The 25,901-nt window shown below is 72.3% G+C and carries 21 protein-coding genes; 2 read left to right on the top strand and 19 right to left on the bottom strand.

Features of this window, described 5'->3' with window-relative positions:
• Positions 1-123 precede the first annotated feature (123 nt).
• From ACFQ6N_RS32650 to ACFQ6N_RS32675, 6 genes are all read right to left on the bottom strand, one after another.
• Positions 124-1,383: an MFS transporter gene (locus ACFQ6N_RS32650; RefSeq protein ID WP_380657049.1), complete on the bottom strand. Its 1,260-nt coding sequence runs from the start codon at positions 1,381-1,383 to the stop codon at positions 124-126.
• Positions 1,376-2,095: an HAD family hydrolase gene (locus ACFQ6N_RS32655; RefSeq protein WP_380657052.1), complete on the bottom strand. Its 720-nt coding sequence runs from the start codon at positions 2,093-2,095 to the stop codon at positions 1,376-1,378. Before ACFQ6N_RS32655 ends, ACFQ6N_RS32650 begins: the two co-directional genes overlap by 8 nt.
• A gap of 159 nt (positions 2,096-2,254) precedes the next feature.
• Positions 2,255-3,994 carry a carbamoyltransferase gene (locus tag ACFQ6N_RS32660; RefSeq protein ID WP_380657055.1) on the bottom strand — a complete coding sequence of 580 codons (1,740 nt, stop codon included), beginning with the start codon at positions 3,992-3,994 and terminating at the stop codon, positions 2,255-2,257.
• A gap of 549 nt (positions 3,995-4,543) precedes the next feature.
• Positions 4,544-5,131 carry a dienelactone hydrolase family protein gene (locus ACFQ6N_RS32665; protein WP_380657057.1) on the bottom strand — a complete coding sequence of 196 codons (588 nt, stop codon included), beginning with the start codon at positions 5,129-5,131 and terminating at the stop codon, positions 4,544-4,546.
• A gap of 119 nt (positions 5,132-5,250) precedes the next feature.
• Positions 5,251-6,108: an ABC transporter permease gene (locus ACFQ6N_RS32670; protein ID WP_380657059.1), complete on the bottom strand. Its 858-nt coding sequence runs from the start codon at positions 6,106-6,108 to the stop codon at positions 5,251-5,253.
• Entirely contained in the window at positions 6,105-8,882 is a 2,778-nt protein-coding gene (locus tag ACFQ6N_RS32675) for an alpha/beta fold hydrolase (protein ID WP_380657061.1), read from the bottom strand. Before ACFQ6N_RS32675 ends, ACFQ6N_RS32670 begins: the two co-directional genes overlap by 4 nt.
• Positions 8,883-9,067: 185 nt before the next feature.
• On the opposite strand from ACFQ6N_RS32675, the gene ACFQ6N_RS32680 reads away from it, so the two are divergent.
• Entirely contained in the window at positions 9,068-10,087 is a 1,020-nt protein-coding gene (locus tag ACFQ6N_RS32680) for a mechanosensitive ion channel family protein (RefSeq protein WP_380657064.1), read from the top strand.
• Between the two features lie 71 nt (positions 10,088-10,158).
• On the opposite strand, the gene ACFQ6N_RS32685 is transcribed toward ACFQ6N_RS32680, so the two are convergent.
• The 4 genes from ACFQ6N_RS32685 to ACFQ6N_RS32700 form a co-directional block, all read right to left on the bottom strand.
• Entirely contained in the window at positions 10,159-10,620 is a 462-nt protein-coding gene (locus tag ACFQ6N_RS32685; protein WP_380657067.1) for a GNAT family N-acetyltransferase, read from the bottom strand.
• 1 nt (position 10,621) lies between these two features.
• Positions 10,622-11,560, bottom strand: coding sequence for an RluA family pseudouridine synthase (locus ACFQ6N_RS32690; RefSeq protein ID WP_380657070.1), 939 nt, complete (start codon positions 11,558-11,560; stop codon positions 10,622-10,624).
• A gap of 105 nt (positions 11,561-11,665) precedes the next feature.
• Positions 11,666-12,301: a signal peptidase II gene (gene lspA, locus ACFQ6N_RS32695; RefSeq protein ID WP_380657122.1), complete on the bottom strand. Its 636-nt coding sequence runs from the start codon at positions 12,299-12,301 to the stop codon at positions 11,666-11,668.
• A 159-nt stretch (positions 12,302-12,460) separates the two neighbouring features.
• Positions 12,461-12,925 carry a TraR/DksA family transcriptional regulator gene (locus ACFQ6N_RS32700; protein ID WP_380657073.1) on the bottom strand — a complete coding sequence of 155 codons (465 nt, stop codon included), beginning with the start codon at positions 12,923-12,925 and terminating at the stop codon, positions 12,461-12,463.
• Between the two features lie 651 nt (positions 12,926-13,576).
• Between ACFQ6N_RS32700 and ileS the strand changes: the two genes are divergently transcribed.
• Entirely contained in the window at positions 13,577-16,708 is a 3,132-nt protein-coding gene (gene ileS / locus ACFQ6N_RS32705; RefSeq protein ID WP_380657075.1) for an isoleucine--tRNA ligase, read from the top strand.
• A gap of 179 nt (positions 16,709-16,887) precedes the next feature.
• On the opposite strand, the gene ACFQ6N_RS32710 is transcribed toward ileS, so the two are convergent.
• From ACFQ6N_RS32710 to ftsW, 9 genes are all read right to left on the bottom strand, one after another.
• Positions 16,888-18,285: a DivIVA domain-containing protein gene (locus tag ACFQ6N_RS32710; protein ID WP_380657077.1), complete on the bottom strand. Its 1,398-nt coding sequence runs from the start codon at positions 18,283-18,285 to the stop codon at positions 16,888-16,890.
• 59 nt (positions 18,286-18,344) lie between these two features.
• Complete coding sequence (locus ACFQ6N_RS32715; protein ID WP_030060143.1) at positions 18,345-18,626, bottom strand: YggT family protein; 282 nt, start codon at positions 18,624-18,626, stop codon at positions 18,345-18,347.
• A 99-nt stretch (positions 18,627-18,725) separates the two neighbouring features.
• Entirely contained in the window at positions 18,726-19,340 is a 615-nt protein-coding gene (locus ACFQ6N_RS32720; protein ID WP_207815484.1) for a cell division protein SepF, read from the bottom strand.
• A 228-nt stretch (positions 19,341-19,568) separates the two neighbouring features.
• Positions 19,569-20,357, bottom strand: a complete 789-nt coding sequence (locus tag ACFQ6N_RS32725) for a YggS family pyridoxal phosphate-dependent enzyme (RefSeq protein ID WP_380657080.1) — start codon at positions 20,355-20,357, stop codon at positions 19,569-19,571.
• Positions 20,357-21,088, bottom strand: coding sequence for a peptidoglycan editing factor PgeF (gene pgeF / locus ACFQ6N_RS32730; protein WP_380657083.1), 732 nt, complete (start codon positions 21,086-21,088; stop codon positions 20,357-20,359). Before pgeF ends, ACFQ6N_RS32725 begins: the two co-directional genes overlap by 1 nt.
• Positions 21,085-22,311 (bottom strand): cell division protein FtsZ, encoded by a 1,227-nt coding sequence (gene ftsZ, locus ACFQ6N_RS32735; protein WP_380657086.1) that lies wholly within the window; start codon positions 22,309-22,311, stop codon positions 21,085-21,087. The genes pgeF and ftsZ overlap by 4 nt, the downstream gene beginning before the upstream one ends.
• A 364-nt stretch (positions 22,312-22,675) precedes the next feature.
• Complete coding sequence (locus ACFQ6N_RS32740; RefSeq protein ID WP_380657089.1) at positions 22,676-23,452, bottom strand: cell division protein FtsQ/DivIB; 777 nt, start codon at positions 23,450-23,452, stop codon at positions 22,676-22,678.
• Positions 23,445-24,551: an undecaprenyldiphospho-muramoylpentapeptide beta-N-acetylglucosaminyltransferase gene (gene murG, locus ACFQ6N_RS32745; RefSeq protein ID WP_380657091.1), complete on the bottom strand. Its 1,107-nt coding sequence runs from the start codon at positions 24,549-24,551 to the stop codon at positions 23,445-23,447. Before murG ends, ACFQ6N_RS32740 begins: the two co-directional genes overlap by 8 nt.
• A 6-nt stretch (positions 24,552-24,557) precedes the next feature.
• The gene (gene ftsW, locus ACFQ6N_RS32750) at positions 24,558-25,865 is read right to left on the bottom strand and encodes a putative lipid II flippase FtsW (protein WP_380657093.1); all 1,308 of its coding nucleotides are present in this window, start codon (positions 25,863-25,865) and stop codon (positions 24,558-24,560) included.
• Positions 25,866-25,901: the final 36 nt, after the last annotated feature.

Consider the following 25,901-nt stretch of genomic DNA (forward strand, 5'->3'; position numbering starts at 1 on the left):
ACCCGCCCCCCCCCGAGGTCCCCCCGCCCCCCCCCCCGCCCGTTCCCGCCCCCCCGCCGCACCGCGGTGCCCTGGAAGTCGGCCCGTCCGACTTCCTGCGCACCCGCGCCTACCGCCTACCGCCTACCGGCGAGCGGCCCGCAGCCACACCGCGAGCCCGAGGCAGAGCAGGCACGCCCCGGCCAGCACCACCGGGATCACCACCGCCCCGCCCGACCCGCTGAGCGCCCCGACCACGGCCGGTACGACCGCGTTGCCGAGCATGCAGCAGAGCGTCAGCACGGAGGTCGCCCGCTGCGGCACCTCCGCCACGCCGGAGACCCACGCGATCAGGGTCGGCAGCACCGGCGCCAGCGCCAGCCCTGCCAGCGGGTAGGCGACCACCGCGAAGTGCGGCACCGCCGCGAGCGCCAACGCGCCGAGCCCGGCCGCCAGGTAGGCCGGCAGGGTGGTGCGGCCCGGGATCCGCCTGGTCAGCTGCGGGACGACCAGGCGCCCGATGGCCATCCCGGCCCAGAACCCGGAGGCCGCCGTGGTGGCGGCCTGGGTGCTCCAGCCGTCGCGGACCAGTTGGGTCGACTGCCAGGTGCCGATGCTGGTCTCCATGCCCGCGTACACCAGGCCCACCAGCAGGAACGGGAGCAGCTCCAGCCCGGCCCCGGCCCGCCGGCCCTCCCGCCGGCCCTCCCGCGGGCCCGAGCCGGACCGCTCGGGCGCGGCCCGCTCCGGTGCGGTCGCGAGCACCGCCCCCGCCCGCCCGACCAGGAAGCACGGCAGCGCGCAGACCGCGGCCGCCAGGGCGAGGAGCCGGATGTCCGTGTGCCCGACGGCCCCCGCGGCCAGCGGGCCCAGCATCGCGCCGATCCCGAAGACCGCGTTCAGCCGGTTGACCATCACCACGCTGTTCCCGGCGAACCCCCGCGCGAACGCGGTGTTGAGGGTGAGCGCCAGCCCGCCGTACCCGATGCCGGTGACCGCCGCGCAGCCGAGGTAGGCCGTCCAGCCGGGGCTGGCCGCCATCCCGGCCGCGCCCGCCGCGAAGACCGCGAGCAGGACGGGCGGCGCGGCCCGGACGTTCAGCCGCCGACCGAGCAGTCCGATGCAGACAGTCGCGGCGAGCGCGCCGAGGTTGTACGCGGAGACCACCCGGCCGACCTCGTGCTCGGCGCCGAACCGCTCCCGCAGGAAGGGGAGCGAGGCACCGAGCGAGGCGGTGAGCACGCCCAGGACGAGGAACACGCCGAACGCCGAGACCGCCGCCGACCGGGCCATCACCGGCGCGGCCGCCGCGCCGGCCCGCTCCGGGGCGGGGGCGGCGGGCTCCCGCTCCGGCACGGAGTCGGCGAGCACCGGGTCCGGTGCGGCCCGGCCGGCCTCAGCCACCGTCGGGCCCGAGGGCGAGCTCCACGGTGACCAGCCCGTCCGGGTCGGCCAGCGTGATGGAGCCGCCGCCGCCCGCCACCACCAGCGCGGTGAAGTCCGGTACGGAGACGACCGCGCCGGCGTCCACCAGGGCGGCCCCGCCGATCCCGACGCACACCGCTCCCGCCGCGACCGCCGAGCGGACCCCGCTGACCGAATCCTCGAAGACCAGGGTGCGCTGCGGGCGGATCCCGAGCTCCCGGCAGGCCGCCAGGTACGGGTCCGGGTGCGGCTTGCCGTGCTCGACGTCGTCCCGGGTGACCCGCACCCGGAAGACGTCGAGCAGCCCGAGGCCGCCCAGCGCGTTGTCGATCTTCCGGGTCCAGCTGCTGGTGGCCAGGCCGACCGGCACGCCCGCGTGCCAGAGCCGGGTGGCGAGCCCGTCGGCGCCGGGAACGGCCTGGTAGGGGGCCTCTTCCTCGACGGTGTCGACCTCGGCCCAGATGGCCTTCCGGTCGGCGTCCGAGTGGTCCGGGAAGATCAGCCGTACCGTCTGGTCGCCGGTCCGCCCGTGGACGTACTCCTCGACCTCCGGGTCGGCCAGCACCCGGCCGTGGCGCCGGGCCACCGACCGCCAGGCCTCCTCGATCACGGGCCTGGAGTCGATCAGGACGCCGTCCATGTCGAAGACGACGGCCTCGACCTCGTACCGCGTTCCGGCTTGCGGCTGCATCGGTCTCCTCACTCGGCGCTTACGCCATACGGTCTGACGATAGTTCAATTCTCACCGGCCAGAGGGGTCAAGTGGACTGGACCTCGCCACTTGACCCCCCGGGCCGACCGACCGGCCAAGCGATCAGCCGATCAGCCGACCGACCAAGCGATCAGCCGGTCAGGACGCCGCCTGGCCCGCCTGCGCCGCCATGAAGCTGTTGGCCGAGTCCTTCCAGACCAGGTACACGTCGTCGACCAGCAGCAGGTCGATCACCTCGTCGTCCAGCGGGTCGAGCGCGTCGCGGTGCGACCCGACGATCGGCTCCTCGTGCTTGTTGAACGAAGTGTTCACCAGCGCCGCCTGGCCGCTGCGGTCGTACCAGGCCATCAGCAGCCGGTGCAGGAACGGGTCGTCCTGGGCCCGGACGATCTGCGGACGGGCCGTGTTGTCGACGTGCACGACGGCCGGGCAGGCCTTGGCGAACGCCTCGTGGCAGTCGTAGGTGAGCGTCATGAACAGCGCGGCCGGCTGCTCGGGCTCCCAGCCCACGTAGCAGTCGGACGCCAGGTCCTCCGCGGTGATCGGCGCGAAGGGCATGAACTCGGTACGGTTCAGCCGCTTGTTGAGCCAGTCGTTCATGGTCACGTCGGCGGTGCCGTAGATGACGCTGCGCCGGCCGAGCGCGCGCGGGCCGAACTCCATCCGGCCCCGGTAGGTGCCGATGACCTGGTCGGCGGCCAGCGCGGCGAGCAGCACCTCCTGCATGTCCTCGCCGACCCGCCGGTAGCGCAGCTCGGGGTAGTCCTGGAGGACCTCCTCCAGCCGGCCCTCGGAGATGGCCGCGTCCGGCCCGAGCGCCATCGAGGGCACCCGGGGCCGCTCGCCGGTCTCCCGGTGGGCCACGATCACGGCGGTCTGGAGCGGCAGGCCGCCGTCGCCCATCGGCGGCAGCACGTAGATGTTCCGCACGCCCGCGGTCTCGAAGATCCGCTGGTTGAGCTTGACGTTGGCGAACACGCCGCCGGACAGGCAGACGTTGCCGCTGGTCACCCGGCCGATGTGGCGCGCCACCACGGCCGTCAGCAGGTTCTCCACGTGCCGCTGGGCCGCGGCCGCGACGTCGGCGGGCTCGTGGGTGGCGATCTCGGCCAGCAGTTCCTCGGAGTAGCCCTCGTAGGACGGCTGGTACCAGTCGCCGCAGCGGGCGCGGATCGCGCCGTTCTCCTCGACGTCGATCATCCGGCGCATCAGCGGGAGCAGCTTGTCCGGGTCGCCGTTGGCGGCCAGGCCGGTGATCTTGCCCTCGTGGCGGTTGGGGCGGAAGCCGAGCAGCTTGGTGATCCGGCCGTAGAAGTAGCCGAGGCTGTCGATCGAGGTCTCGCGCTGGAGCACCTCCTCGCCGCCGGGGAAGTAGTGCGTGACGGTCAGGGACTGGAAGTCCCCGCGGCCGTCGCAGGTGACCACGAGGGAGTCGTCGAACGGGGAGCAGAGGAAGGCACCCAGGCCGTGCGACTCGTGGTGGTCGACGTGAACCACCTTGCCGCGCAGCCCGTTCTCTTCAATGAAGGCATCGAACTCGCCGCGCTTCTCGCGGTCGTTCTGAATTTCGTCGGATATCCGCTTGCGAAGGTGCGGAAGCGCCTCGGGGCGCAGCCGGGCCTCCTCCGCAATGCGGTCCACATAGAGCAGCAGGTGCTTTTCGGCGCTGAATCCCGCCTGCCATCCGTAGGCCACCCGGTCGACATCGGAAAGGCTGACCCCGGCCTCCTTCAGGACGTAGTCGATCGACTGCTCCGGCCAGGCCTTGTGGTCCTTGACCCGGGAGAACCGCTCCTCGCTGACGGCCGCGAGGACCGTTCCGTCCTGAACCAGGCAGGCGCCGGCCAGGTCGTTGTTGGTGATTCCGAGAACAAGCATGTGCCGCTCCATTTGCTTGAGTCACGGGAAATGGCTCGACGGCATTTCCACGGATTAGACGAGCTGGTGAGGTCGGAGTGCACGGCGACTCTATGGAGTGTTTTCCCGGGAGATCAACGACGCCCTAGGCAATCCGGTCAACCTGACCTGCCGTCAGACTGTGACGCCGGGGCGGCCGTTCGGTTAACAACAGTTCGTAGTGTGATCATCACTGCTGGCAGGGTGGCATATGCCCGACAAGAGGTCTGGACCACTCCCCTGTCGATCACTGTGGGTAGCTGTCCGGAAACAGTCCTTCCGGCCTGCAACCGGTCGGCGACCGGCACTTCCGCCGCCTCCCGACCGTCCGCCCGGCGGCTCGTCACACCCGTCCCACAGGCCTCACCGGCCCCTCGACGACACCCCCGCCGCACCCCCGGCGGCACCCGACAACACCCCGGCAGCACCCCGGAAACGCCGAAGGCCAGGCCGGGCTTCCGCCTCGACCTGGCCTTCCGGGCCCCGCCCGGAGAGCGCCCGCGGAGCAACCGCGCAGCGCCCGGAGAAGACCTACTCCTCCTGCTCGTCGACCTCGGCCAGGAAGTCCAGCGACGCCGCCCAGGCCCGCTCCGCCGCCTCGGCGTCGTGGTCCGGCAGCTCCGCGTCGGTGAACAGGTGCCCGGCGCCCCGGTAGCGGTGCACCTCGACCTCGGCCCCGGCCCGGCGCATCCGCAGGTACCAGGCGTTCAGCCAGTCCTCCGGCTCGAACGGGTCGGGCTCCGCGATGTGCAGCTGCACCGGGATCGAGGTGGCGGCGTCCTCCCGCAGGTCGGAGGTGCCGTGCAGGAGCAGCAGCCCGCGCGCCTTCTCGTCGGCCAGGGCCAGGTTCTGCGCGATCGCGCCGCCGAGCGAGAAGCCCGCGTACACCAGCCCGCCCTCGGACAGCGGCGCCGCCGCCGTCACCGCGCGCCGGAGCATCTCCTCGCTGCCCCCGGCCTCCTCCTGGTAGGCGCCGCCGTCCTCGATCGAGTCGAAGGTCCGCCCCTCGAAGAGGTCCGGGGTGTGCACGGTGTGCCCGGCGGCGCGCAGCCGGCCGGCGGCGGCGTGCACGGCGGGGCGCAGTCCGTAGGCGGAGTGGAAGAGGACGATCTGGGCCACGGTTTCGGGTCCTTCACCAGCGGGGGTCAGCTACCCACCCATGATCCCCCATGTCCCACCCGCCCCACCGCACCACGACGCGGCCCCCGGCCCGACACCGCCACCCACCGGCCCCGCCGCTAGGACACCACGTCCTTGCGGGCGAACCCCCGGAACGCCAGCGCCAGCAGCACCGCCGCGTACGAGAGCGACAGCGAGACGCCCTGCACCATGCCGCCCCACTCCAGCTGCGGCTGCAACGCGTCCGCCCACGCGTACTGCCAGTGCGCCGGCAGCCACTCCCGCAGGTCCCCGAGCGCGGTGACGGCGTCCAGCACCCCGGTGATGATCGACACGAACACCGCGCCGCCGACCGCGCCCAGCGGCGCGTCCGTGGCCGTCGAGAGCCAGAACGCCAGCGCCGCGATCACGATCTCGGCGAGGAACACGAAGGCCACCGCGATCGCGATCCGGGGCAGCGCCTGCCCGGCCGGCAGGCTGACCCCGGCGGGCAGCTTGAGGTCGCCCCACCCGTAGGCGGCGGTCCCCACGGCGAGCCCGATCAGGGGCAGCATGACCACCGCGACCGCCGAGAACGCCAGCCCGACCGCGAACTTGCGCACGAGCAGCCGCGCCCGGGGCACCGGCGCCGCCAGCAGGTACCGCAGCGAGGACCAGCTGGCCTCGGAGGCGACGGTGTCCCCGCAGAACAGCGCGACCGGGATCACCAGCATGAAGCCGGTGCCGACGAACAGCATGGTGACCGCGAAGTTGGCCCCCGAGGCGGTGGCCAGGTCGATGAAGGTGGTCCGGTCCGGGCGGCCGGGGGTGCCGCCGATCTGGAAGGCGGCCAGGATGACGAACGGCATGGCGGCCAGCACCGCGCCGATCACCAGCGTGCGGCGGCGGCGCAGTTGCCGCATCGCCTCGACCCGCAGCGGCAGGGTCCGGCTCGCCCGGTACCCCTGCGCGTGGTCGGCGGAGACCGTCTGACTCACTCTGCACCACCTCCGATCAACGACAGGAACGCGTCTTCCAGGCGCCTCTGCGGTCCGGCGCTCTCCACCGGCACCTCCAGCCGCACCAGTTCGGCCAGCAGGCCGCTCGCCGCCAGGCCGTCCAGCCGGACGAGCAGTCCGCCGTCGACCGCCTCCGCCGAACCGACCCCGGCCAGCGCGGCCACCTTCCCGGCGACCGCCGCCGGGTCGTACGGGTCGGCGATGCCGATCATCAGCAGTTCGCCGGCGCCGACGATCTCCCCGACGGGGCCCGCCGTGACCAGCTGCCCCCGGTCCATCACGACCAGGTCCGTGCAGCTCTGCTCGACCTCGGACAGCAGGTGACTCGAAACGATCACCGTCCGCCCGCCCGCCGCGTACCGGATCATCACCTCGCGCATCTCACGGATCTGCGGCGGGTCAAGCCCGTTGGTCGGCTCGTCCAGGATCAGCAGGTCCGGCATCCCGAGCATCGCCTGCGCGATCGCCAGCCGCTGCCGCATGCCCTGCGAGTACGTCCGCACCGCGCGGTCCAGCGCCTCCCCGAGCCCGGCGATGGCCAGCGCCTCGTCGAAGCACGCGTCGGCCTCCGGCCGCCCGGTCGCCTGCCAGTACAGCCGCAGGTTGGCCCGCCCGGTGAGGTGCGGCAGGAAGCCGGCGCCCTCCACGAACGCCCCGACCCGCGACAGCACCGGCGCACCGGGCCGCACCAGGTGTCCGAAGATCCGGATCTCCCCGGCGTCCGGCCGGATCAGCCCCATCAGCATCCGCAGGGTGGTGGTCTTGCCCGCGCCGTTCGGCCCGAGCAGTCCGAGCACCTGGCCCCGCTCCACCCGGAAGCCCAACTCCCGTACGGCGTAGCGGTCCTGGGCGCCCTTGTAGCGCTTGCTCAGCCCGCTGATCAGCAGCGGCACCCCGGCCAGCTCCGGGTCGAAGGCCGGCCCGCCGGCCGCCCGGCGGCGGCGCAGCCGGGGCGAGAGCACCAGGCCCGCGGCCAGCACCACGGCGATCACCGGCAGCAGCCAGGTCCGCGAGGGCAGCGGCGCCGACTCGGTGACCAACTGATCGACGGTCGGCACGGTGAGCACCCCGGCCGGCGCGACCTGGTAGGTGGCCGGCTCGACGGGCGAGGCGTACGCCAGGTCGGTGCTCGCCAGCACCAGCCGCACCCGGTGCCCGGCCGGGAAGGTGTGGTCCACCGTCGGCAGCGCCACGGTGACGGTCCGCCCGGCGTCCGCGCCGGTGACCCTCAGCGGCGCCGCGAGCTGCTGCGGCAGCACCGACTTGCCGTCCGGCCCGACGTCGTACAGCTTCGCGAACAGCACCGCGTCCGGCCGGTCCGCCGTCACCCGCACCGGGACGGTCGGCTGCCCGGTCAGGTGCAGCGGCGAGTCCAGCGGCGCCGAGTCGAAGGCGGCGTTCTGCCCGGGGAAGTCGAGTGACAGCCCGGCGCCCAGCGAGGCCGCCTGGCTCAGCGCGCCGATGCCCGGCAGCGTGGAGATCCCGGGCGGCGCCCCGCCGGGCGGGTTGGCGATGGTCTTCTCCCCGCCGGTCAGCGCGACGGAGCGGGTGCCCGTCCCGCCCAGCCCCGGGTAGCGGTCGGCGGTGGCGCCGCGCAGCACGGCCTGGAAGCCGGTCGAGTCCACCCCGCCGGTCCGGGTCACCCGGAACCCCGGGCCGGTGTCGTTGCCGCGTCCCCGCAAGTAGTGGTCGAACCAGGCCGTCACCCGGTCGTCGACCCGGGCACTGGTGTCCGTCCCGCCGTCGTGCCCGCCCGCGAACCAGTCCACCGCGACCGGCGCGCCGTTCGCGGCGATCGCCTGCGCGATCCGGTCGCCCTGGTCCAGCGGGAACAGCGAGTCCTGCTGCCCCTGCACCACCAGCGTGGGCGCCTTCAGCTGCGCGGCCACCGAGGACGGGCTGGAGCGGTCCAGCAGCGCGACGGCCTCCGGGTCGGCGTGCCCGGCGGTCGCGACCCGGTCGTACATCTGGCAGAGCGAGTCCAGGAACCGCCCGCAGCCGACCTGCCCGTCCGCCTGCGGCTTGGCCTCCCCGCCCTCCCGCGGCGCACCGCCGGACGGCCCGAGGTCACCTGCCGAGCCCGTGGTGAAGAAGATCCCGGCCCACAGCTTCTTGAACACGCCGTCCGACGCCCCGGAGCCCTGGACACCCTGCGGGAACAGCGCGTCGGCCAGGTTCCACCAGGTGATCTGGGTCGCCACCGCGTCGATCCGGTGGTCGTACGCGGAGGCGAGCAGCGAGATCGCCCCGCCGTACGAGGCGCCGGTGATGCCGACCCTCGGGTCGCCGGGGCCGTCGAGCTGCACCTCGGGCCGCTGGGCCAGCCAGTCCACCAGGTGCCGGACGTCCTCGACCTCGCGGTCGGGCGCGTTGAGGCCGATCTTGCCGCCCGAGCGTCCGAACCCGCGCGCCGACCACGTCAGTACCGCGTACCCCTGCCGGGCGAGCTGCTGGGCGCGTTCGCGCTCGCCCTCCTTGGAGCCGCCGAAGCCGTGCGCGAGGAGCACGGCCGGCCGCGGACTGCTGCCGGTGGTGAAGAACGAGGTGTCCACCTGCACCTGTTGCGCGCTTCCGGGCGTCTCCGGCATGCCGAGGAAACGGTCCTCCTCGCGGACCGTCTGCTCACCGCCGGACGCCATCGTCGCCGTACCGACTCCGGCCACCACCACCAGGGCGACCGCACCGGCCACCACCCTGCGTCCGACCGTCGTACCCCGGCCGCGCCAACGGCGCCATGCCCCACCGAACTCCATGGCCGCTGATCGTATCCGCCGTCCGGGTATGCGCCCGATAAGACCACCCCCGAAGCCGCCCCCGAAGCCGCCGCCGAGGCCGCCGCCGAGGCCCCCGCCGCCCCCCGCCCCCGAAGCCACCGACGCCGGGCCCGACGCACCTTCAAGCCCGTTTCGCCCCACTGTGCCCGAGTATCGTACGCCCCATGCTCTGGCCGCTGATCATTCTGCTCGCCACCGTCGCCGCCACCCTGGCGATCGGCTGGGCCGTCGACCAGGCCCTCCAGCGCGTCGGCGCCCGCCACCCCGACGTGCCCGTCTGGGCACTGCTCCGCCGCTGCCGGATCCCCCTCCAACTCACCGTGGTGTCGGCCCTGCTGCTCGCCGCCGACCCGCTCAGGCGGATCTTCCACGTCCAGGGGGAGGAGGGCCCGCGCCACCTGGTCCTGCTGCTCCTGCTCGCCTCCCTCGGCTGGCTCACCGTCCGCGTGGTGGCCGCCGTCCTGGAGGGCCTGCTCGACCGCTACGAGGCCCGCGTCGACGACCCCGCCCGCGTCCAGCGGGTGCACACCCAGATCAGCATGCTGCGCCGGGTGGTCAGCGCGGTCATCGTCGTGGTCACCGTCGCCGTGATGCTGCTGACCTTCTCCGCCATGCGCAGCATCGGCGCCAGCCTGCTCGCCTCGGCGGGCCTCATCGGCATCGTGGCCGGCATCGCCGCCCAGAGCACCCTCGGCAACTTCTTCGCCGGCCTGCAGATCGCCTTCGGCGACACCGTCCGGATCGGCGACACCGTGGTGGTGGACGGCCAGCAGGGCACGGTCGAGGAGATCACCCTCACCTGCCTGGTGGTCCGGCTCTGGGACTACCGCCGGCTGATCGTCCCGGTCTCCTACTTCGTCAACAAGCCCTTCGAGAACTGGACCCGCCGCGACCCGGGCCTGCTCGCCGCAGTCCTGCTCCACCTGGACCACACCACCCCGGTGGACGAGCTGCGCACCGCCCTGCGCACCCGGCTCGACGGCCACCCGCTCTGGGACGGCGCCGAGTGGGCCCTCGACGTCACCGACACCACCCCCAGCACCATCGTCGTCCGGGCCACCATGACCGCCCGCTCCCCCGACGACGCCGCCCGGCTGCGCTTCGACATCCGCGAGCAGCTCATCGCCTACCTGCGCGACGAGCACCCGCAGGCCCTCCCCCGGCTGCGCACCACCGGCACCTGACACCCCCCGAAACGCGTGTTCCCCGTGCCCCCGAGGAGGCACGGGGAACACCCGTCGTCGGTACCGGCGCCCTACAGCGCCCGCGTCATCGTCCGGTGCGGCATCCCGGCGTCGTCGTACACCGGCCCCTCGGCCGCGTACCCCAGCCGCTCGTAGAACCCGAGCGCCTGCACCTGGGCGTGCAGCTCCACCTCCACGGCCCCGCGCTCGGCCGCCGCGGCCTCGATGGCCCGCACCAGCCCGGCGCCGAGCCCGGTGCCCCGGGCCGCCGCCAGCACGGCGAGCCGCCCGAGCAGCGCCCGTCTCTCGACGCCCCCGGTCAGCTGCCGCGCCTGGTCCCCGAAGATGAGCCGTCCGGTGCCCAGTCCGGTCCCGTCGGCGCCCACCGCCAGCAGGTGCACCGAGGTCCCGTCGTACTGGTCGTACTCCAGCTCCTCGGGCACGTTCTGCTCGACGATGAACACCTCGCGCCGGACCGCCCGCACCAGCTCCAGGTCGGACTCCCCCCGGGCGACCCGGATGTCGACGCTCATGTCAGCTCTCCGCCGCGATGATGTCCAGCGAGTTGCGCAGGTCCTCCGGGTACTCGCTGGAGAACTCGACCCACTGGCCGTCCGCCGGGTGCTCGAAGCCGAGCGAGACCGCGTGCAGCCACTGCCGGGTGAGCCCGAGCCGCTTGGCGAGCGTCGGGTCGGCGCCGTACGTCAGGTCGCCCACGCAGGGGTGGCGCAGCGCGGACATGTGGACGCGGATCTGGTGGGTGCGCCCGGTCTCCAGCTTGATCGCGAGCAGCGACGCGGCCCGGTACGCCTCGATCAGGTCGTAGTGCGTGATGGACGGCTTGCCCTCCTGGGTCACCGCCCACTTCCAGTCGGAGCTGGGGTGGCGCCCGATCGGCGCGTCCACGGTCCCGCTCATCGGGTCCGGGTGCCCCTGCACCAGCGTGTGGTAGCGCTTCTCGGTGATCCGGTCGTGGAACTGCCGCTTGAGGTCGGTGTACGCGCGCTCGGACTTGGCGACGACCATCAGGCCCGAGGTGCCGACGTCCAGCCGGTGCACGACGCCCTGGCGCTCGGCCGCGCCCGAGGTGGAGATCCGGTACCCGGCCGCGGCGAGCCCGCCGATCACGGTCGGGCCGGTCCAGCCGGGGCTGGGGTGTGCGGCGACGCCGACCGGCTTGTCGACCAGCACGATGTCCTCGTCGTCGTGGACGATCCGCATGCCCTCGACGTGCTCGGCGACGATCTGCACCGGCGCGGCCGGGGCGGGGATCTCGACCTCCAGCCAGGAGCCGGCGGTCACCCGGTCCGACTTGCCGGCCACGGCGCCGTCGAGCGTCACCTTGCCGTCGGCGGCCAGTTCGGCGGCCTTGGTGCGGGAGAAGCCGAACATCCGGGCCAGGGCGGCGTCGAGACGCTCGCCCTCCAGGCCGTCGGGTACGGGGAGGCTTCGGATCTGCGCTGCGGTACTCACCCGTACGAGTATGCCGGAAACACGGCCCTCCCCCGCCCGCCGCACTCCCGGCCCGCCCCTCCGGGAGGGGACGGGGACGGCGCGGGGGCCGGTCCGGGGCCGGGGCTACTCCCCCTTGCCGCCCTGCTGGTGGACGGTCCCGTCCGGGTTGCTGCCCCGGAAGGAGAGCAGGACCACGAGGATCCCGCCGCAGACGATCGCCGAGTCGGCGAGGTTGAACACCGCGAAGTGCTGGACCGAGATGAAGTCCACGACGTGCCCGCGGAAGACGCTCGGCGCGCGGAACAGCCGGTCGGTGAGGTTGCCGAGCGCCCCGCCGAGCAGCAGCCCGAGCGCGATCGCCCAGGGCAGGCTGTACAGCCTGCGGGCGATCCGCCAGATCACCACGATGACGGCCGAGGCGATCATCGTGAAGACCACGGTCAGCGCCTGCCCCATCCCGAAGGCCGCACCCGAGTTGCGGATCACCTGGAGGGTGACGACGTCGCCGACCACCTTGATCGCCGCGTGGTTCTCCAGCCTCGCGACGACCAGCAGCTTGCTGCCGAGGTCGATCAGGAAGGCGAGCAGCGCGACGGCCAGCAGCACGCCGATCCGCCGGGGACCCATCGGCTTCTCCGCCACCGCCGGTTCGTCCACGGATGCCGCCTCGGACGGTTCGGCCACGGGCACCTCCACGGCATCGCCGGGGGACGGGACGGCGTCGTCCCGGGTCTGGGGGGAACCTTGCGTACTGATGATCCGCTCCGCTGCCGATGGAGCTCCCCCGGCCGTAGGAGGGGGAGGGTGGTGGGCCGGTGACGGCCTGGACGCGTCCGCAGCCGTGCGGGCGCGTCAGGCGACGTTACGGGGTCGAGCGTACGGCAAGCCCGACCCCCTGCGTCGCTTCGGCCGCCCTGTTCAGCGGCGTTCCTGCTTGGCCTTGCACTGCACGCAGAGCGTCGCCCGGGGGAAGGCCTGCATCCGGGCCTTGCCGATGGCCTGCCCGCAGGACTCGCAGGTGCCGAAGCCGACGCCCTCCAGCCGGTTCAGGGCGCGCTCGGTCTGGGCGAGGCTGTCCCTGGCGTTGTTGGCCAGCGCCAGCTCGCTCTCCCGCGAGATGTTCTTCGTACCGGCGTCCACCTGGTCGTCGCCGGCTCCGTCGTTGGAGTCGCGCATCAGGCCGGAGATGGCCGCCTCCGCGGCGTCGATCTCGCCCTGCAGCCGCTCCAGCTCGCTGATCAGCTCGGTGTGCAGCTCGTGGACCTCCTCGGCGGTCCACGGGTCCTCGCCCGGTCGGACCGGCAGCGTGGCCGGGTCCACCGATTCGGCCCCCCGCGGCACCGTGACGGTGTCGGTGCTGCTCTTCGGTGCGGTAGTGGTCATGGTCCCCTCCCCTGGATCGACCGCCACGGCCTTGCGTGCCCGCTTGGTGGCGGTACCCGCGCCGGTTCCCTTCTCAGCCATGGCTTCGACCCCATCTACGAACGAATCGAGCCGCCGGTTCCCGGCGGCTCCCAGTGCCGGAACGATAATCCCGATCAAAACCGGTCACAACATGACATACCGGCTCCTCACGACGATCCCACCCAGGCAGCCGCCCCAGCCGCCACGCCCCGCACACTCACAGGGTTGTGCCCAGATCACCCCCGCCTAACCACCACCCGGGCACCGCCCTGACCAGCCCCGTCGGGCTCCCGGCAGCCGCCCGGCCGAAACGGTTTGGACAAACCGACTCGCCCGGCCGATACACTGGCCGTGCAAGGCGCAGATGGGACGAGTACCGACGTACGCAGCCACCAGCGACCCGGGGACGGTGCGAGCCCGGGGGTGTGCACGGCGGGAAGATCACCCCGGAGCCGCCGGAAGAACGGCCGCAGCGAAGCCCGCGACGGCCCGGTAGACCCGGCAGCAAGCCCAAACAAGAGGGCCGCAACGCAGCACCGCGGCCAAGGAGGGTGGTACCGCGGGGCGGCTCGCCGCCTCGTCCCTCCGGAGGATCCAGTCCCACGTATCCGCCGGAGGTCGACGCCCGCGATGAGCAGCACCTACAACTCCGTCCCCGCACAGGTGGACCTGCCTGCCCTGGAGCACGGCATCCTGTCGTTCTGGCAGGACAACAAGATCTTCCAGCGCAGCCTGGAGCAGTCCGAGGGCCGCCCCGAGTGGGTGTTCTACGAGGGCCCGCCGACCGCCAACGGCATGCCCGGCGCGCACCACATCGAGGCCCGCGTCTTCAAGGACGTCTTCCCCCGCTTCCGGACGATGAAGGGCTACCACGTCGCCCGCAAGGCCGGCTGGGACTGCCACGGCCTCCCGGTCGAGCTCGCCGTCGAGAAGGAGCTCGGCTTCTCCGGCAAGCAGGACATCGAGGCCTACGGCATCGCCGAGTTCAACGACAAGTGCCGCGACTCGGTGACCCGCCACACCGACGCCTTCAGCGAGCTCACCACCCGCATGGGCTACTGGGTGGACCTGGACGAGGCCTACCGGACGATGGACCCCTCGTACGTCCAGTCCGTCTGGTGGTCGCTGAAGCAGATCTTCGACAAGGGCCTGCTGGTCCAGGACCACCGGGTCGCCCCCTGGTGCCCGCGCTGCGGCACCGGCCTGTCCGACCACGAGCTGGCCCAGGGCTACGAGACCGTGGTCGACCCCTCGGTCTTCGTCCGCTTCCCGCTGACCAGCGGCCCGCTGGCCGGCCGGGCCGCCCTGCTGGTCTGGACCACCACCCCGTGGACCCTGGTCTCCAACACCGCCGCCGCCGTCCACCCGGACGTCACCTACGTGGTGGCCACCGACGGCGAGGAGCGGCTGGTCGTCGCCGAGCCGCTGCTCGCCAAGGCCCTCGGCGAGGGGTGGGAGGCCACCGGCGAGTCCTTCACCGGCGCCGAGATGGAGCGCTGGGCCTACCGCCGCCCCTTCGACCTGGTCGAGATCGAGGACGCGCACTACGTCCTCAACGCCGACTACGTCACCACCGAGGACGGCACCGGCATCGTCCACCAGTCGCCCGCCTTCGGCGCGGACGACCTCGCGACCTGCCGCAAGTACGGCCTGCCGGTGGTCAACCCGGTGCTCGCCGACGGCACCTTCGCCCCCGAGGTCCCGCTGGTCGGCGGCCAGTTCTTCAAGAAGGCCGACGAGGCCCTGGTCGCGGACCTCAAGGAGCGCGGCCTGCTCTTCCGCCACCTGCCGTACGAGCACAGCTACCCGCACTGCTGGCGCTGCCACACCGCGCTGCTCTACTACGCGCAGCCGTCCTGGTACATCCGGACCACCGCCGTCAAGGACGCGCTGATCCGCGAGAACGAGGCCACCAACTGGTACCCGGAGACGGTCAAGCACGGCCGCTTCGGCGACTGGCTGAACAACAACATCGACTGGGCGCTCAGCCGCAACCGCTACTGGGGCACCCCGCTGCCGATCTGGCGCTGCGAGGAGGGCCACCTCACCTGCGTCGGCTCGCTGGCCGAGCTGTCCGAGCTCACCGGCACCGACCAGAGCGGCCTCGACCCGCACCGCCCGTTCATCGACGCGGTGACCTTCGACTGCCGCGACTGCGGCGGCACCGCCACCCGCGTGAGCGAGGTCATCGACGCCTGGTACGACTCGGGTTCGATGCCCTTCGCCCAGTACGGCTACCCGTACCAGAACAAGGAGCTGTTCGAGAAGCGCTACCCGGCGCAGTTCATCTCGGAGGCGATCGACCAGACCCGCGGCTGGTTCTACACGCTGATGGCGATCGGCACCCTGGTGTTCGACAAGAACAGCTACGAGAACGTCGTCTGCCTGGGCCACATCCTGGCCGAGGACGGCCGCAAGATGTCCAAGCACCTGGGCAACACCCTGGAGCCGATCCAGCTGATGGACCAGCACGGCGCCGACGCCGTCCGCTGGTTCATGGCGGCCGGCGGCTCGCCCTGGTCGGCCCGCCGGGTCGGCCACGGCACCATCCAGGAGGTGGTCCGCAAGACCCTCCTCACCTACTGGAACACCGTCGCCTTCCAGGCCCTGTACGCCCGCACCTCGGGCTGGGCCCCGTCCGCGGCCGACCCGGCCCCGGCCGACCGCCCGCAGCTGGACCGCTGGGTGCTCTCCGAGCTGAACACCCTGGTCCGCGAGGTCGACGCGGCCTTCGAGGCGTACGACACCCAGCGCGCCGGCAAGCTGCTCTCCGGCTTCGTCGACGACCTGTCCAACTGGTACGTCCGCCGCGGCCGCCGCCGCTTCTGGCAGGGCGACGCCGCCGCGCTGGCCACCCTGCACGAGGCGCTGGAGACAGTCACCCGTCTGATGGCCCCGCTCACCCCGTTCATCACCGAGCAGGTCTGGCAGGACCTGGTCGTCCCGGTCACCCCGGACGCCCCGGCCTCGGTCCACCTGGCCGGCTGGCCGGTCGCCGACGAGTCGCTGGTCGACACCGACCTCTCCCGGCACATGGCGCTGGTCCGCCGCCTGGTCGAGCTCGGCCGGGCCACCCGCGCCGAGTCCGGCGTGAAGACCCGTCAGCCGCTCTCCCGCGCGCTGGTCGCCGCCCAGGGCTGGGAGGAGCTGCCCGCCGACCTGCGCGCGCAGATCGCCGAGGAGCTCAACGTCTCCACCCTGGAGTCGCTGGCCGAGGTCGGCGGTTCACTGGTCGACACCAGCGCCAAGGCCAACTTCCGCGCGCTGGGCAAGCGTTTCGGCAAGGGCGTGCAGGACGTCGCCAAGGCGGTCGCCGCCACCGACGCCGCCCGGCTGGCCGCCGAGCTGCGCGCGAGCGGCGAGACCTCGGTCGAGCTGAACGGCGAGACGGTGACCCTCTCCCCGGACGAGGTGATCATCACCGAGACCCCGCGCGAGGGCTGGGCCGTCGCCAACGAGTCCGGGGCCACCGTCGCCCTCGACCTGGCCATCACCCCGGAGCTCAAGCGCCTCGGCATCGCCCGCGACGCCATCCGCCAGATCCAGGAGGCCCGCAAGAACTCCGGCCTGGACGTCGCCGACCGGATCGTCCTGCGCTGGCGCGCCACCTCGGAGGAGACCGCCGAGGCCATCGCCGAGCACGGCCCCCTGGTCGCCGAGGAGGTCCTGGCCACCGACTTCGCCGCCGGCGCGGCCGACTGGGACTCCGAGAGCTTCGCCGACGAATCCCTCGGCCTCGCCTTCCAGCTCCGCAAGGCCTGACCGACCGGCGAAGCCGCCGTCACCCCGTGGGTGGCGGCGGCTTCGCCGTACCCGGCACCAGGACGCCCGGCGCCAGGCCCCCGTCGCGACAGCCCCGGCCACGCGGACACACGAAGAAGCGCCCCCGCCCGGACCCGTGGGTCCGAGCGGAGGCGCTCTCAAAAGGCCGTGCTACAACCTCAGTTGTCGCCGTCCTCGTCGATCAGGAAGCCGCGCATCGGCGCCGGGGCCTGCTGCATCGGCTGCGGCGGCTGCGGACGGACGGCCGCCATCGGCTGGGTCATCCCGGCCGGCTGCATCTGCGGAGCACCGCTGTTGCCGCCGTTCGACTGCCCGCCGAAGCTCGGCGCCGAGGAGTTGCCACCGAAGGAGGTGTTCCCGCCGAAGGACGGCTGGCCGCCGCCGAAGGACTGCTGGCTGCCACCGAAGCTCGGCGCACCGCTGCCCATCGCGCTCGCACCGGCGGGCGCCATCGACGAGGCCGCCGGCGGCAGCGACGCGGTGGCGGGGATCCGCGGCGGGGCGAGCGAGTCGTCGGCCTGCGACTCCAGCTGGCGCAGCTGGGTCTCCAGGTACGACTTCAGACGCGTGCGGTACTCACGCTCGAACGCCCGCAGGTCCTCGACCTTGCGCTCCAGCGTGGCGCGAGCGGACTCCAGCGAGCCCATCGCGACGCGGTGCTTCTCCTGCGCGTCCCGCTCCAGGGCGTCCGCCTTGGCACGGGCGTCGCGCTCCAGGCCCTCGGCCCGGCTGCGCGCCTCGCCGACGATCTTGTTGGCCTCGGAACGGGCCTCGGAGATCGCCTGGTCGGCGGTCTGCTGAGCGAGCGCCAGCACCCGGGCGGCGCTGTCGCCACCGGGGCCCTGCTGCTGCATCGGGGCACCCATCGGGTTGCCCATCTGCTGCTGCGGACCGCCCATGGGGCCGCCCATCTGCTGCTGGCCCATGCCCTGGCCCATGCCCTGCTGGCCCATGCCCTGGCCCATACCCTGCTGGCCCATACCCTGGCCCATCGGGTTGCCCATCTGCTGCGGGCCACCGGGACCGCCCATGGGCTGGAGCATCTGACCGCCCATCGGCTGGACCAGCTGCTGCTGGCCGCCCATGGTCTGGTTCATCTGCTGCTGCTGGCCGCCGGCCGGCGGGAGCTGCGGCGCGGAACCGGCGGGCAGGCCGAGGGGCTGGTTGCCCATCTGCTGCTGCTGCGGGCCGGGACCCATCTGCTGCTGCGGACCACCCGGGCCCATCTGCTGCGGGCCGCCGGGGCCCATCTGCTGCGGGCCGCCCGGGCCCTGCTGGCCGGGGACCGGCGGGCCGGATATGGCGGCCGGCACCGGGGCGCCGCCCTGGCGGGGGGCGTCCTGCTGCGGCTCCTTGCGCAGGTTGGCCTGGTTCTGCGCGGCGGCACGAGTCGCGGCGGCCAGCTTGGCGCGCAGGTCCTCGTTCTCCCGGAGGAGGCGGGTCAGCTCCGCCTCGACCTCGTCGAGGAAGGCATCGACCTCGTCCTCGTCATAGCCTTCACGCAGGCGGACGGTCGTGAACTGCTTGTTCCGAACGTCCTCGGGGGTCAATGGCATCTCTTCACCTCAACGTGATCGTCGGCACACCGGCATCCTGTCGCATCGCTCACCTACGACTAGGGGTGCACAAGCGAGATCAGGACATACACAATGATCATCAGTACGAAGAAGGACAGGTCGAGCGCCACGCCCCCGAAACGCAACGGCGGAATGAGCCGCCGAAGAAGCTTGAGCGGCGGATCCGTGACAGTGTACGTGGCCTCCAGGACCAGGACCATGGCCTTGCCGGGCCGCCACGAACGCGCGAACTGGAAGACCCAGTCCATGACCAGTCGCACGAGCAGGAACACCAGGAAGACGGTCAGGGCGTAGTAGAGCACCGCCCACACGATGTCCATCGCGTTTTCCCTCTCCCCGGTCCCGGGCCCTCGGGCCCGCCGCTCGTCACCTGTCGCCAACCACTGTTGATCAGATCCACACGTAAAGTCGTGGCCGGGTCAGCTCTGGTTGAAGAACCCACCCTCGGCGATCCGAGCCTTGTCCTCCGCCGTGACATCGACGTTAGCAGGCGACAGCAGGAACACCTTCTGTGTCACGCGCTCGATACTGCCGTGCAGACCGAAGACGAGTCCAGCCGCGAAGTCTACGAGCCGCTTGGCGTCGGTGTCGTCCATCTCGGTCAGATTCATGATCACGGGAGTGCCGCCACGGAACTGTTCCCCGATGGTACGGGCCTCGTTGTAGGTCCGGGGGTGCAGCGTGGTGATGCGGTAGGGCTCTCGTTCGTTCACTACCTTGGGCATGATCACCGGGGCGCTCTTCTCCAGGTTGTGGCGGCGTTCGGGTGTGATGGACGACACGGGGGCCATCCTCGGGGTCTCCTGTCGGATCGGCACCGCCGCCGGCACCGGCTGGGGTGTGATCGAGGAGACCGGGGCGGGCGCCGCCGCGGCCGCGGCGGCCGGCCGGGGGATGTCCTCGGTCCGCTGTCCCGTCCGGATCGGCTCGGGGTCGGCGTCGTAGTCGTCGTCGGGGTCGTACCCCTGGCCGTCGTACGTCTCGTCCTCCACGAGGCCGAGGTAGACCGCCATCTTGCGCATTGCGCCGGCCATGCTCCTGTCTCCTCCGCTGTGGTGGACCGGCTCCGTCCCGGCGGCCAGGCCGCACGGCCCTGCCTGCGGATTCCGCGGTCCATCCACGACGGCGCGTCAGGCCGACGGCCTGTCAGGATTCGTGGAGTGGGGGCCGCGGAGCTGCGATCCACGGTTCACTAGCGCTCCGGAGAGCTGCTAGATTCTGTCCTATTTTGTCCTGCAGTCTGATCTACTTACCCGGTGACGTTACCTGAGGGGTGACCTCACTCCGAGTACCGCCGTTCCGACGCGCACATGTGTCGCCCCGGCGGCAATCGCCTGCTCAAGGTCACCGCTCATCCCTGCGGAAACCATGGTGGCAGCAGGATGGGCCGTCCGTACGGCGGTTGCGATTTCCGTCAGCCGATCGAAGGCCCGGGCCGGGTCCCCGGCCAGCGGACCGGCCAGCGGAGCGACGGTCATCACACCGTCCAGCCGCAGCCCGGGCGTGTCGGCGATGGCGTCGACCAGTTGCGCGACGTCCTCCGGTGCGACCCCCGCCCGGTGCGCGCCCTCCCCGTGCTCCTTGTCCAGCGCGACCTGCACCAGGCAACCGAGCTCCGGGCGCTCCGACTTGAGCACCGCCGCGGAGAGCGACTCGACGAGCCTCAGCCGGTCCACCGAGTGCACGTGGTCGGCGTACGAGACCACCGAGCGGACCTTGTTGGTCTGCAACTGTCCGACGAAGTGCCAGTCAAGAGGAAGGTTTCTGCACTGTTCCGCCTTGGGTGCGGCGTCCTGGTCGCGGTTCTCCGCGACATCCGTCACACCCAGTCCGGCCAGCAGCGCGGTGTCCTCGGCGGGGTAGGTCTTGGTGACGACGATCAGGGTGACCTCGTCCCGGGCGCGCCCGGCGGCCGCACAGGCGGCCGCGATCCGGCGCTCGACCACCTCCAGATTGGTGCCGAGCTCCTCGTACCGGGCCCGCCGGCCCTCCGTCAGCCCCGCGAGGAACTCAGGGCCACCCGGGAACGGTCCGTAGATGTCGTTCGTCATCAGTGATCAGAGCCCAACCAGACGTAGCTCGCGAGTCGGCCGGTGCGCTGCTCGCGACGGTAGGAGTAGTGATCGGCGGATTCGAGGGTGCAGACCGGTGAGCGCACCGGCTCGCTGACCCCCAGCGCGGCCAGCTGGGCCGCGACTCCCCCCGCCACGTCCAGGGCCGGCGTCCCCCATGACGTCTCGGCGAAGGCCTCGGGCACCACGGCGGCGACCTCGGCCCGCAGGTCCGCCGGCACCTCGTAGCAGCTGCCGCAGACGGCGGGGCCGGTCGCGGCGGTGATCCGCCCGGGCTCGGCCCCCAGTGCGACCATGGCCCGCACGACGGCGGGCACCACCCCGGCCGCCAGTCCGGGCCGGCCCGCGTGGGCCGCGCCCACGACGCCCGCCACCGGGTCGGCCAGCAGCACCGGCGTGCAGTCGGCGGTCAGCACCGCCAGCGCGAGCGGCCGGTCGGTGACCACCGCGTCCACCATCGGGGCCTGCCCTTGCGGCTGGCGCTGCGTCACCACGGCGACCTCGGCGCCGTGCACCTGGTTCATCCACACCACGTCGGCCGGTTCGAGCCCCAGCTCGCGGGCGACGAGCGCCCGGTTCGCCCGGACGGCCTCCGGGTCGTCCCCGACCGCCCCGCCGAGGTTGAGCTCGCCGTACGGCGAAGTGCTCACCCCGCCCCACCGGTCGGTGAAGGCGAAGTGAGCACCCGCGTGTGCCGAGCGATCGATCACTTAAGGAAGTCCGGGACGTCGAGCTCCTCGGCCGGGCTCTCCACGAACGGCTGACGGGCCGGCTGCACCTGCGGCGGGACCGGGGCCGAGGCGGTCGCGGCCGGGGCCTCGCTCTGCCGGCCCGCGGCCGGGGACTCGCCCTCCGAGCGGGAGGTCACCGAGCCGATGGTCCCGTAGGCCGGACGGCCGGACGGACGGTCCGGGGCGGCCGGCGGCGCGGCCGGGCGGTCCGGGGTGGTCGACTTGACCACCGGGTCGCGGACGATCGCCGGCGGCTGCCCGCCGTCGAAGCCGGCCGCGATGACGGTGACCCGGACCTCGTCGCCGAGCGCGTCGTCGATGACCGCGCCGAAGATGATGTTGGCCTCGGGGTGCGCGGCCTCGCTGACCAGCTGGGCCGACTCGTTGATCTCGAACAGGCCGAGGTCGGAGCCGCCCGAGATGGAGAGCAGCACGCCGCGGGCGCCGTCGATCGAGGCCTCCAGCAGCGGCGAGGAGATCGCCATCACGGCGGCGGCCTTGGCGCGGTCCTCACCGCGGGCCGAGCCGATGCCCATGAGCGCCGAGCCGGCCTCCGACATGACGGACTTGACGTCCGCGAAGTCGAGGTTGATCAGGCCCGGGGTGGTGATCAGGTCGGTGATGCCCTGGACGCCGGACAGCAGGACCTGGTCGGCCGAGCGGAACGCGTCGAGGACGCTGACCTGGCGGTCCGAGATGGACAGCAGCCGGTCGTTGGGGATCACGATGAGGGTGTCGACCTCTTCGCGCAGGCTCGCGATGCCGTCCTCGGCCTGGTTGGCCCGGCGGCGGCCCTCGAAGGTGAAGGGGCGGGTGACCACGCCGATGGTCAGGGCGCCCAGCGAGCGCGCGATGTTGGCGACGACGGGCGCGCCGCCCGTGCCCGTGCCACCGCCCTCACCGGCGGTCACGAAGACCATGTCGGCCCCCTTGAGGACCTCCTCGATCTCCTCGCGGTGGTCCTCGGCGGCCTTGCGGCCGACCTCGGGGTTGGCGCCGGCGCCGAGGCCCCGGGTGAGTTCACGGCCCACATCGAGCTTGACGTCGGCGTCGCTCATGAGGAGGGCCTGCGCATCGGTGTTGATCGCGATGAACTCGACGCCCTTGAGACCGACCTCGATCATCCGGTTGATGGCGTTGACACCACCGCCGCCGATACCGACGACCTTGATGACTGCGAGGTAGTTCTGCGGTGCTGCCACGTCGAAGGCCTCTCGCCTCGAATTTCCGGGTCGGCACGGCCCGGCGAGGGTCCGTTCCGACGGATGTCGATGGGTAGGGAGCCTGGTTTCTGACTGAATGTCCGAAATGCCGACCGCCGACCCCAACCCTAAACTTGACCTTTAGGGTTAGTCCTGTGCCTCCGTCACATCACCAACGGACACAGCCTGGTGACACAGGACACTAGGTCGCCCCGGGCACGTGTTTCAACGAACACGCCGAGCTTCCCTTTTTCTTTTGAGCCTATGTGATCATCAGCCGGCTTAGGAAACCGGGGGTGACCACCAAGGGTCGGGCCGACACTTCGAAGCGTCAACCCCTCCCTCAGGGACTGAACCTACCGGATCATCCGGACACCGCCGGCGCCTCCGGCGCCGTCACGTCGAAGTTCGTGCCCTTCTGAGCCATCAGCGCGACCAGGACCCGGGCCTTGCGGTCGATCTGCTCCGGACTCCCCCAGCGCACCGTCGCACCCCCGCTGAGCTGCAGCTCGATGTCGTCGTACGAGTGCACCAGCACCGCCCCGGCCCGCTTGGCGACCTCCGGAGGCAGCCCGGCGGCCACCGCGACCGCGCCCTGGACCAACTGCGGACGGGAGATCACCCCGTCCGCGTCGTTCGCCTGCTGACTGAGCCGCAGCTCCACCACCGGCACCCCCGCCGGCGGGGCCGCCTCGGTGGCGAAGCTCACTCCCCCGGCATCCACCTGGGTGAACTGCCCGTCATCCCCCTTGACGGCGGCCACCGCCGTGCGCTGGGCGACCTTCACCTGAAGGGTGTGCGGCCAGCCCCGCCACACCTCGGCCTTCGCCACCCGGGGGATCGCCTCCACCCGGTGCCGGACGACGTCCAGGTCCACCCGGGCCAGCGGGCCGTCGCCGAGCCCGCCGATCACCTCGCGGACCTGGACCGCCGTCAGCTTGTCGTCGGTCGTTCCCTGGACGGCGACGCTGCGCACGTCCAGCACCGACGAGAAGAACACCAACCAGGCCAGCACGCCGAGCACCGCGGCGCCGAGCGCGCCCAGCACCGCGATGCCCCGCCGGGAGAGCCGGAGGCGAGGAGCGGACTCCTCGTCCTCCAGCTCCGCTTCGAGCGGGTCGGCGAGCCGGCCGTCAGCCACGGCGGCGGCCGCCGCGGTGTGCCTGGATAGCCTCGTAGACCATGCCGACCAGCAGGTCGTCGGCGTCCCGGCGGCCGAACTCGGCGGCCGCGCGGCTCATGTCCCAGAGCCGCTGCGGGTCGGTGAGCACCGGCAGCACGTTCTGCAGCACCCAGTCCGGGGTCAGCTCGGCGTCGTCCACCAGCAGGCCACCGCCGGCCTTGACCATCGGCTGGGCGTTCAGCCGCTGCTCGCCGTTGCCGATCGGCAGCGGGACGAAGGCGGCGGGCAGGCCGACGGCCGCCAGCTCGGCCACCGTCATGGCGCCGGCCCGGCAGAGCATCATGTCGGCCGCCGCGTAGGCGAGGTCCATCCGGTCCAGGTACGGCACCGGGCGGTACGGCGGCATCCCGGGGACGTCCGCGACCTGCGGCAGCTCGTTCTTCGGGCCGACCGCGTGCAGGATCTGGACGCCGTACTGCTGGAGCCGCGGGGCGATCGCGGTGATCGTCTCGTTGAGCCGGCGGGCGCCCTGGGAGCCGCCGGTGACCAGCAGGGTGGGCAGCCGCTGGTCGAGGCCGAAGTAGTGCCGGGCCTCCGGGCGGGCCGCGTTGCGGTCCAGCGTCGCGATGGTCCGGCGCAGCGGGATGCCGATGTACCGGGAGTCGCGCAGCTTGCTGTCGGGCGTGGAGACCGCCACGAAGTCGCTGTAGCGGGCGCCGATCTTGTTGGCCAGGCCCGGACGGGCGTTCGCCTCGTGCACCACGATCGGCACGCCGGCCCGCTTGGCGGCCAGGTAGGCCGGCATCGCGACGTAGCCGCCGAAGCCGACCACGGCGTCCGCGTTCACCCGCTCGATGATCTCCTGGGCGGCCCGCACGGTGCCGCGCAGCCGGCCGGGAACGGTGATCAGTTCCGGGGTGGGCTTGCGCGGCAGCGGGACGGCCGGGATGAGCTCCAACTGGTAGCCGCGCTCGGGTACCAGCCGGGTCTCCAGACCGCGCTCGGTGCCCAGGGCGGTGATCCCGATGGACGGGTCGTGCCTGCGGAGTGCGTCCGCGAGGGCCATGGCCGGCTCGATGTGACCGGCGGTCCCCCCGCCGGCGAGTACGACATGCACCGAAATTCACCGCTCCCTGCGTGCCGGCCCCGGGGCCGGGCGCGCTGTGGTTCGTCGTCGTGGCAGCACCCGGGCCAGTCGCTTCCTGATCCGGGAGTTCTTGCTCCGGGCGGCCAGGGCCGCCTTCGCTCCGGAGGTGCTGCGTGCCAGGCACAGCAGCACACCGATCGCGGACATGGCCGACAGCATGGCGGAACCGCCGTAGGAGAACAGCGGGAGCGGGACGCCCGCGATGGGCAGCAGTCCCAGCGCCGACCCCAGGTTGACCATGGCCTGCGCCATGATCCAGGTGGTGGCGGCTCCCGCGGCGTACCTGACGAAGGGATCCTTCGTGCCGATGGCCACACGGATACCCGCGTAGCCTAGTGCCGCGAAGAGACCGATCACCGACAGCGTCCCCACCAGGCCCAGTTCCTCGCCGGTCGCGGCGAAGATGAAGTCGGTGTGCGCCTCGGGCAGCTGGCCCCACTTCTCGACGCCGGCGCCGAGGCCGGTGCCGAAGCCGCCGCCGTTCGCGAACGCGAAGACGCCGTGCAGGGCCTGGAAGCAGGCGCCCTCGGGGTCGAGCTTGGTGACGCCGATGCAGCCCAGCCGCTCGGCGCGGTGCGGGACGGTGACCACCAGGGCGGTGCAGACCACCACCGCCACCCCGAGGGTGGCCACGAACAGCCGCAGCGGCGCGCCGACCATCCACAGCAGCGCGAACACCATCGCCACCAGGATCATCGAGGTGCCCATGTCGCCGCCGAACATGATCAGCGCGAGCAGCAGCAGGGCGCCCGGGACCAGCGGCACCAGCAGGTGCTTCCAGGAGTTCAGGGTGCCGGCCTTCTGCTTGCGGGCGAGCAGGTCGGCGGCCCACAGCACCAGGGCCAGCTTGGCGAACTCGGACGGCTGGAACTGGAAGAAGCCGAAGTCCAGCCAGTTCTGGTTGCCGTTGATCCGCACCCCGATGCCGGGGATGGCGACCAGGGTGAGCGCGCCGATCACCGCGAGCATCACCGGGTAGACGATCACCCGCAGCACCGCCACCGGGACGGAGGCGAAGCCGATCAGCAGGACCAGGCCGAGGATGGCCGCGATCGACTGCTTGAGGAAGTAGTACTGCGCGGTGTGGTGCTGGTTCAGGGCCAGGATCTGCGAGGCCGAGAAGACCATCATCAGGCCCAGCACCACCAGCAGCAGCGTGCTGCCGACGATCAGCAGGTAGGGCGTGAGCGGCCGGTCCAGCCAGTACCCGATCCGGGCCCGGAAGGCCTGGACGCGGGCCAGCGGACCGGCCGACTTGTACTTGGTCGTGGTGGCGGAGATCACTCGCCACGGCTCGGCGGAGTCCCGCTTGCCAACGCC

Origin of the sequence: Kitasatospora sp. NPDC056446 (assembly GCF_042796115.1) — a bacterium.
Classification (GTDB): Bacteria; Actinomycetota; Actinomycetes; order Streptomycetales; family Streptomycetaceae; genus Kitasatospora.

Excerpts from the sequence above, each read along its gene's own strand:
- ACFQ6N_RS32710 (WP_380657077.1), bottom strand. The coding sequence starts at position 18,285 with ATGCCATTGACCCCCGAGGACGTTCGGAACAAGCAGTTCACGACCGTC.
- ACFQ6N_RS32660 (WP_380657055.1), bottom strand. The coding sequence starts at position 3,994 with ATGCTTGTTCTCGGAATCACCAACAACGACCTGGCCGGCGCCTGCCTG.
- ACFQ6N_RS32700 (WP_380657073.1), bottom strand. The coding sequence starts at position 12,925 with ATGACCACTACCGCACCGAAGAGCAGCACCGACACCGTCACGGTGCCG.
- ACFQ6N_RS32655 (WP_380657052.1), bottom strand. The coding sequence starts at position 2,095 with ATGCAGCCGCAAGCCGGAACGCGGTACGAGGTCGAGGCCGTCGTCTTC.
- ACFQ6N_RS32715 (WP_030060143.1), bottom strand. The coding sequence starts at position 18,626 with ATGGACATCGTGTGGGCGGTGCTCTACTACGCCCTGACCGTCTTCCTG.
- ACFQ6N_RS32675 (WP_380657061.1), bottom strand. The coding sequence starts at position 8,882 with ATGGAGTTCGGTGGGGCATGGCGCCGTTGGCGCGGCCGGGGTACGACG.
- ACFQ6N_RS32720 (WP_207815484.1), bottom strand. The coding sequence starts at position 19,340 with ATGGCCGGCGCAATGCGCAAGATGGCGGTCTACCTCGGCCTCGTGGAG.
- ACFQ6N_RS32685 (WP_380657067.1), bottom strand. The coding sequence starts at position 10,620 with ATGAGCGTCGACATCCGGGTCGCCCGGGGGGAGTCCGACCTGGAGCTG.
- ACFQ6N_RS32725 (WP_380657080.1), bottom strand. The coding sequence starts at position 20,357 with ATGACGAACGACATCTACGGACCGTTCCCGGGTGGCCCTGAGTTCCTC.
- ileS (WP_380657075.1), top strand. The coding sequence starts at position 13,577 with ATGAGCAGCACCTACAACTCCGTCCCCGCACAGGTGGACCTGCCTGCC.
- ACFQ6N_RS32680 (WP_380657064.1), top strand. The coding sequence starts at position 9,068 with ATGCTCTGGCCGCTGATCATTCTGCTCGCCACCGTCGCCGCCACCCTG.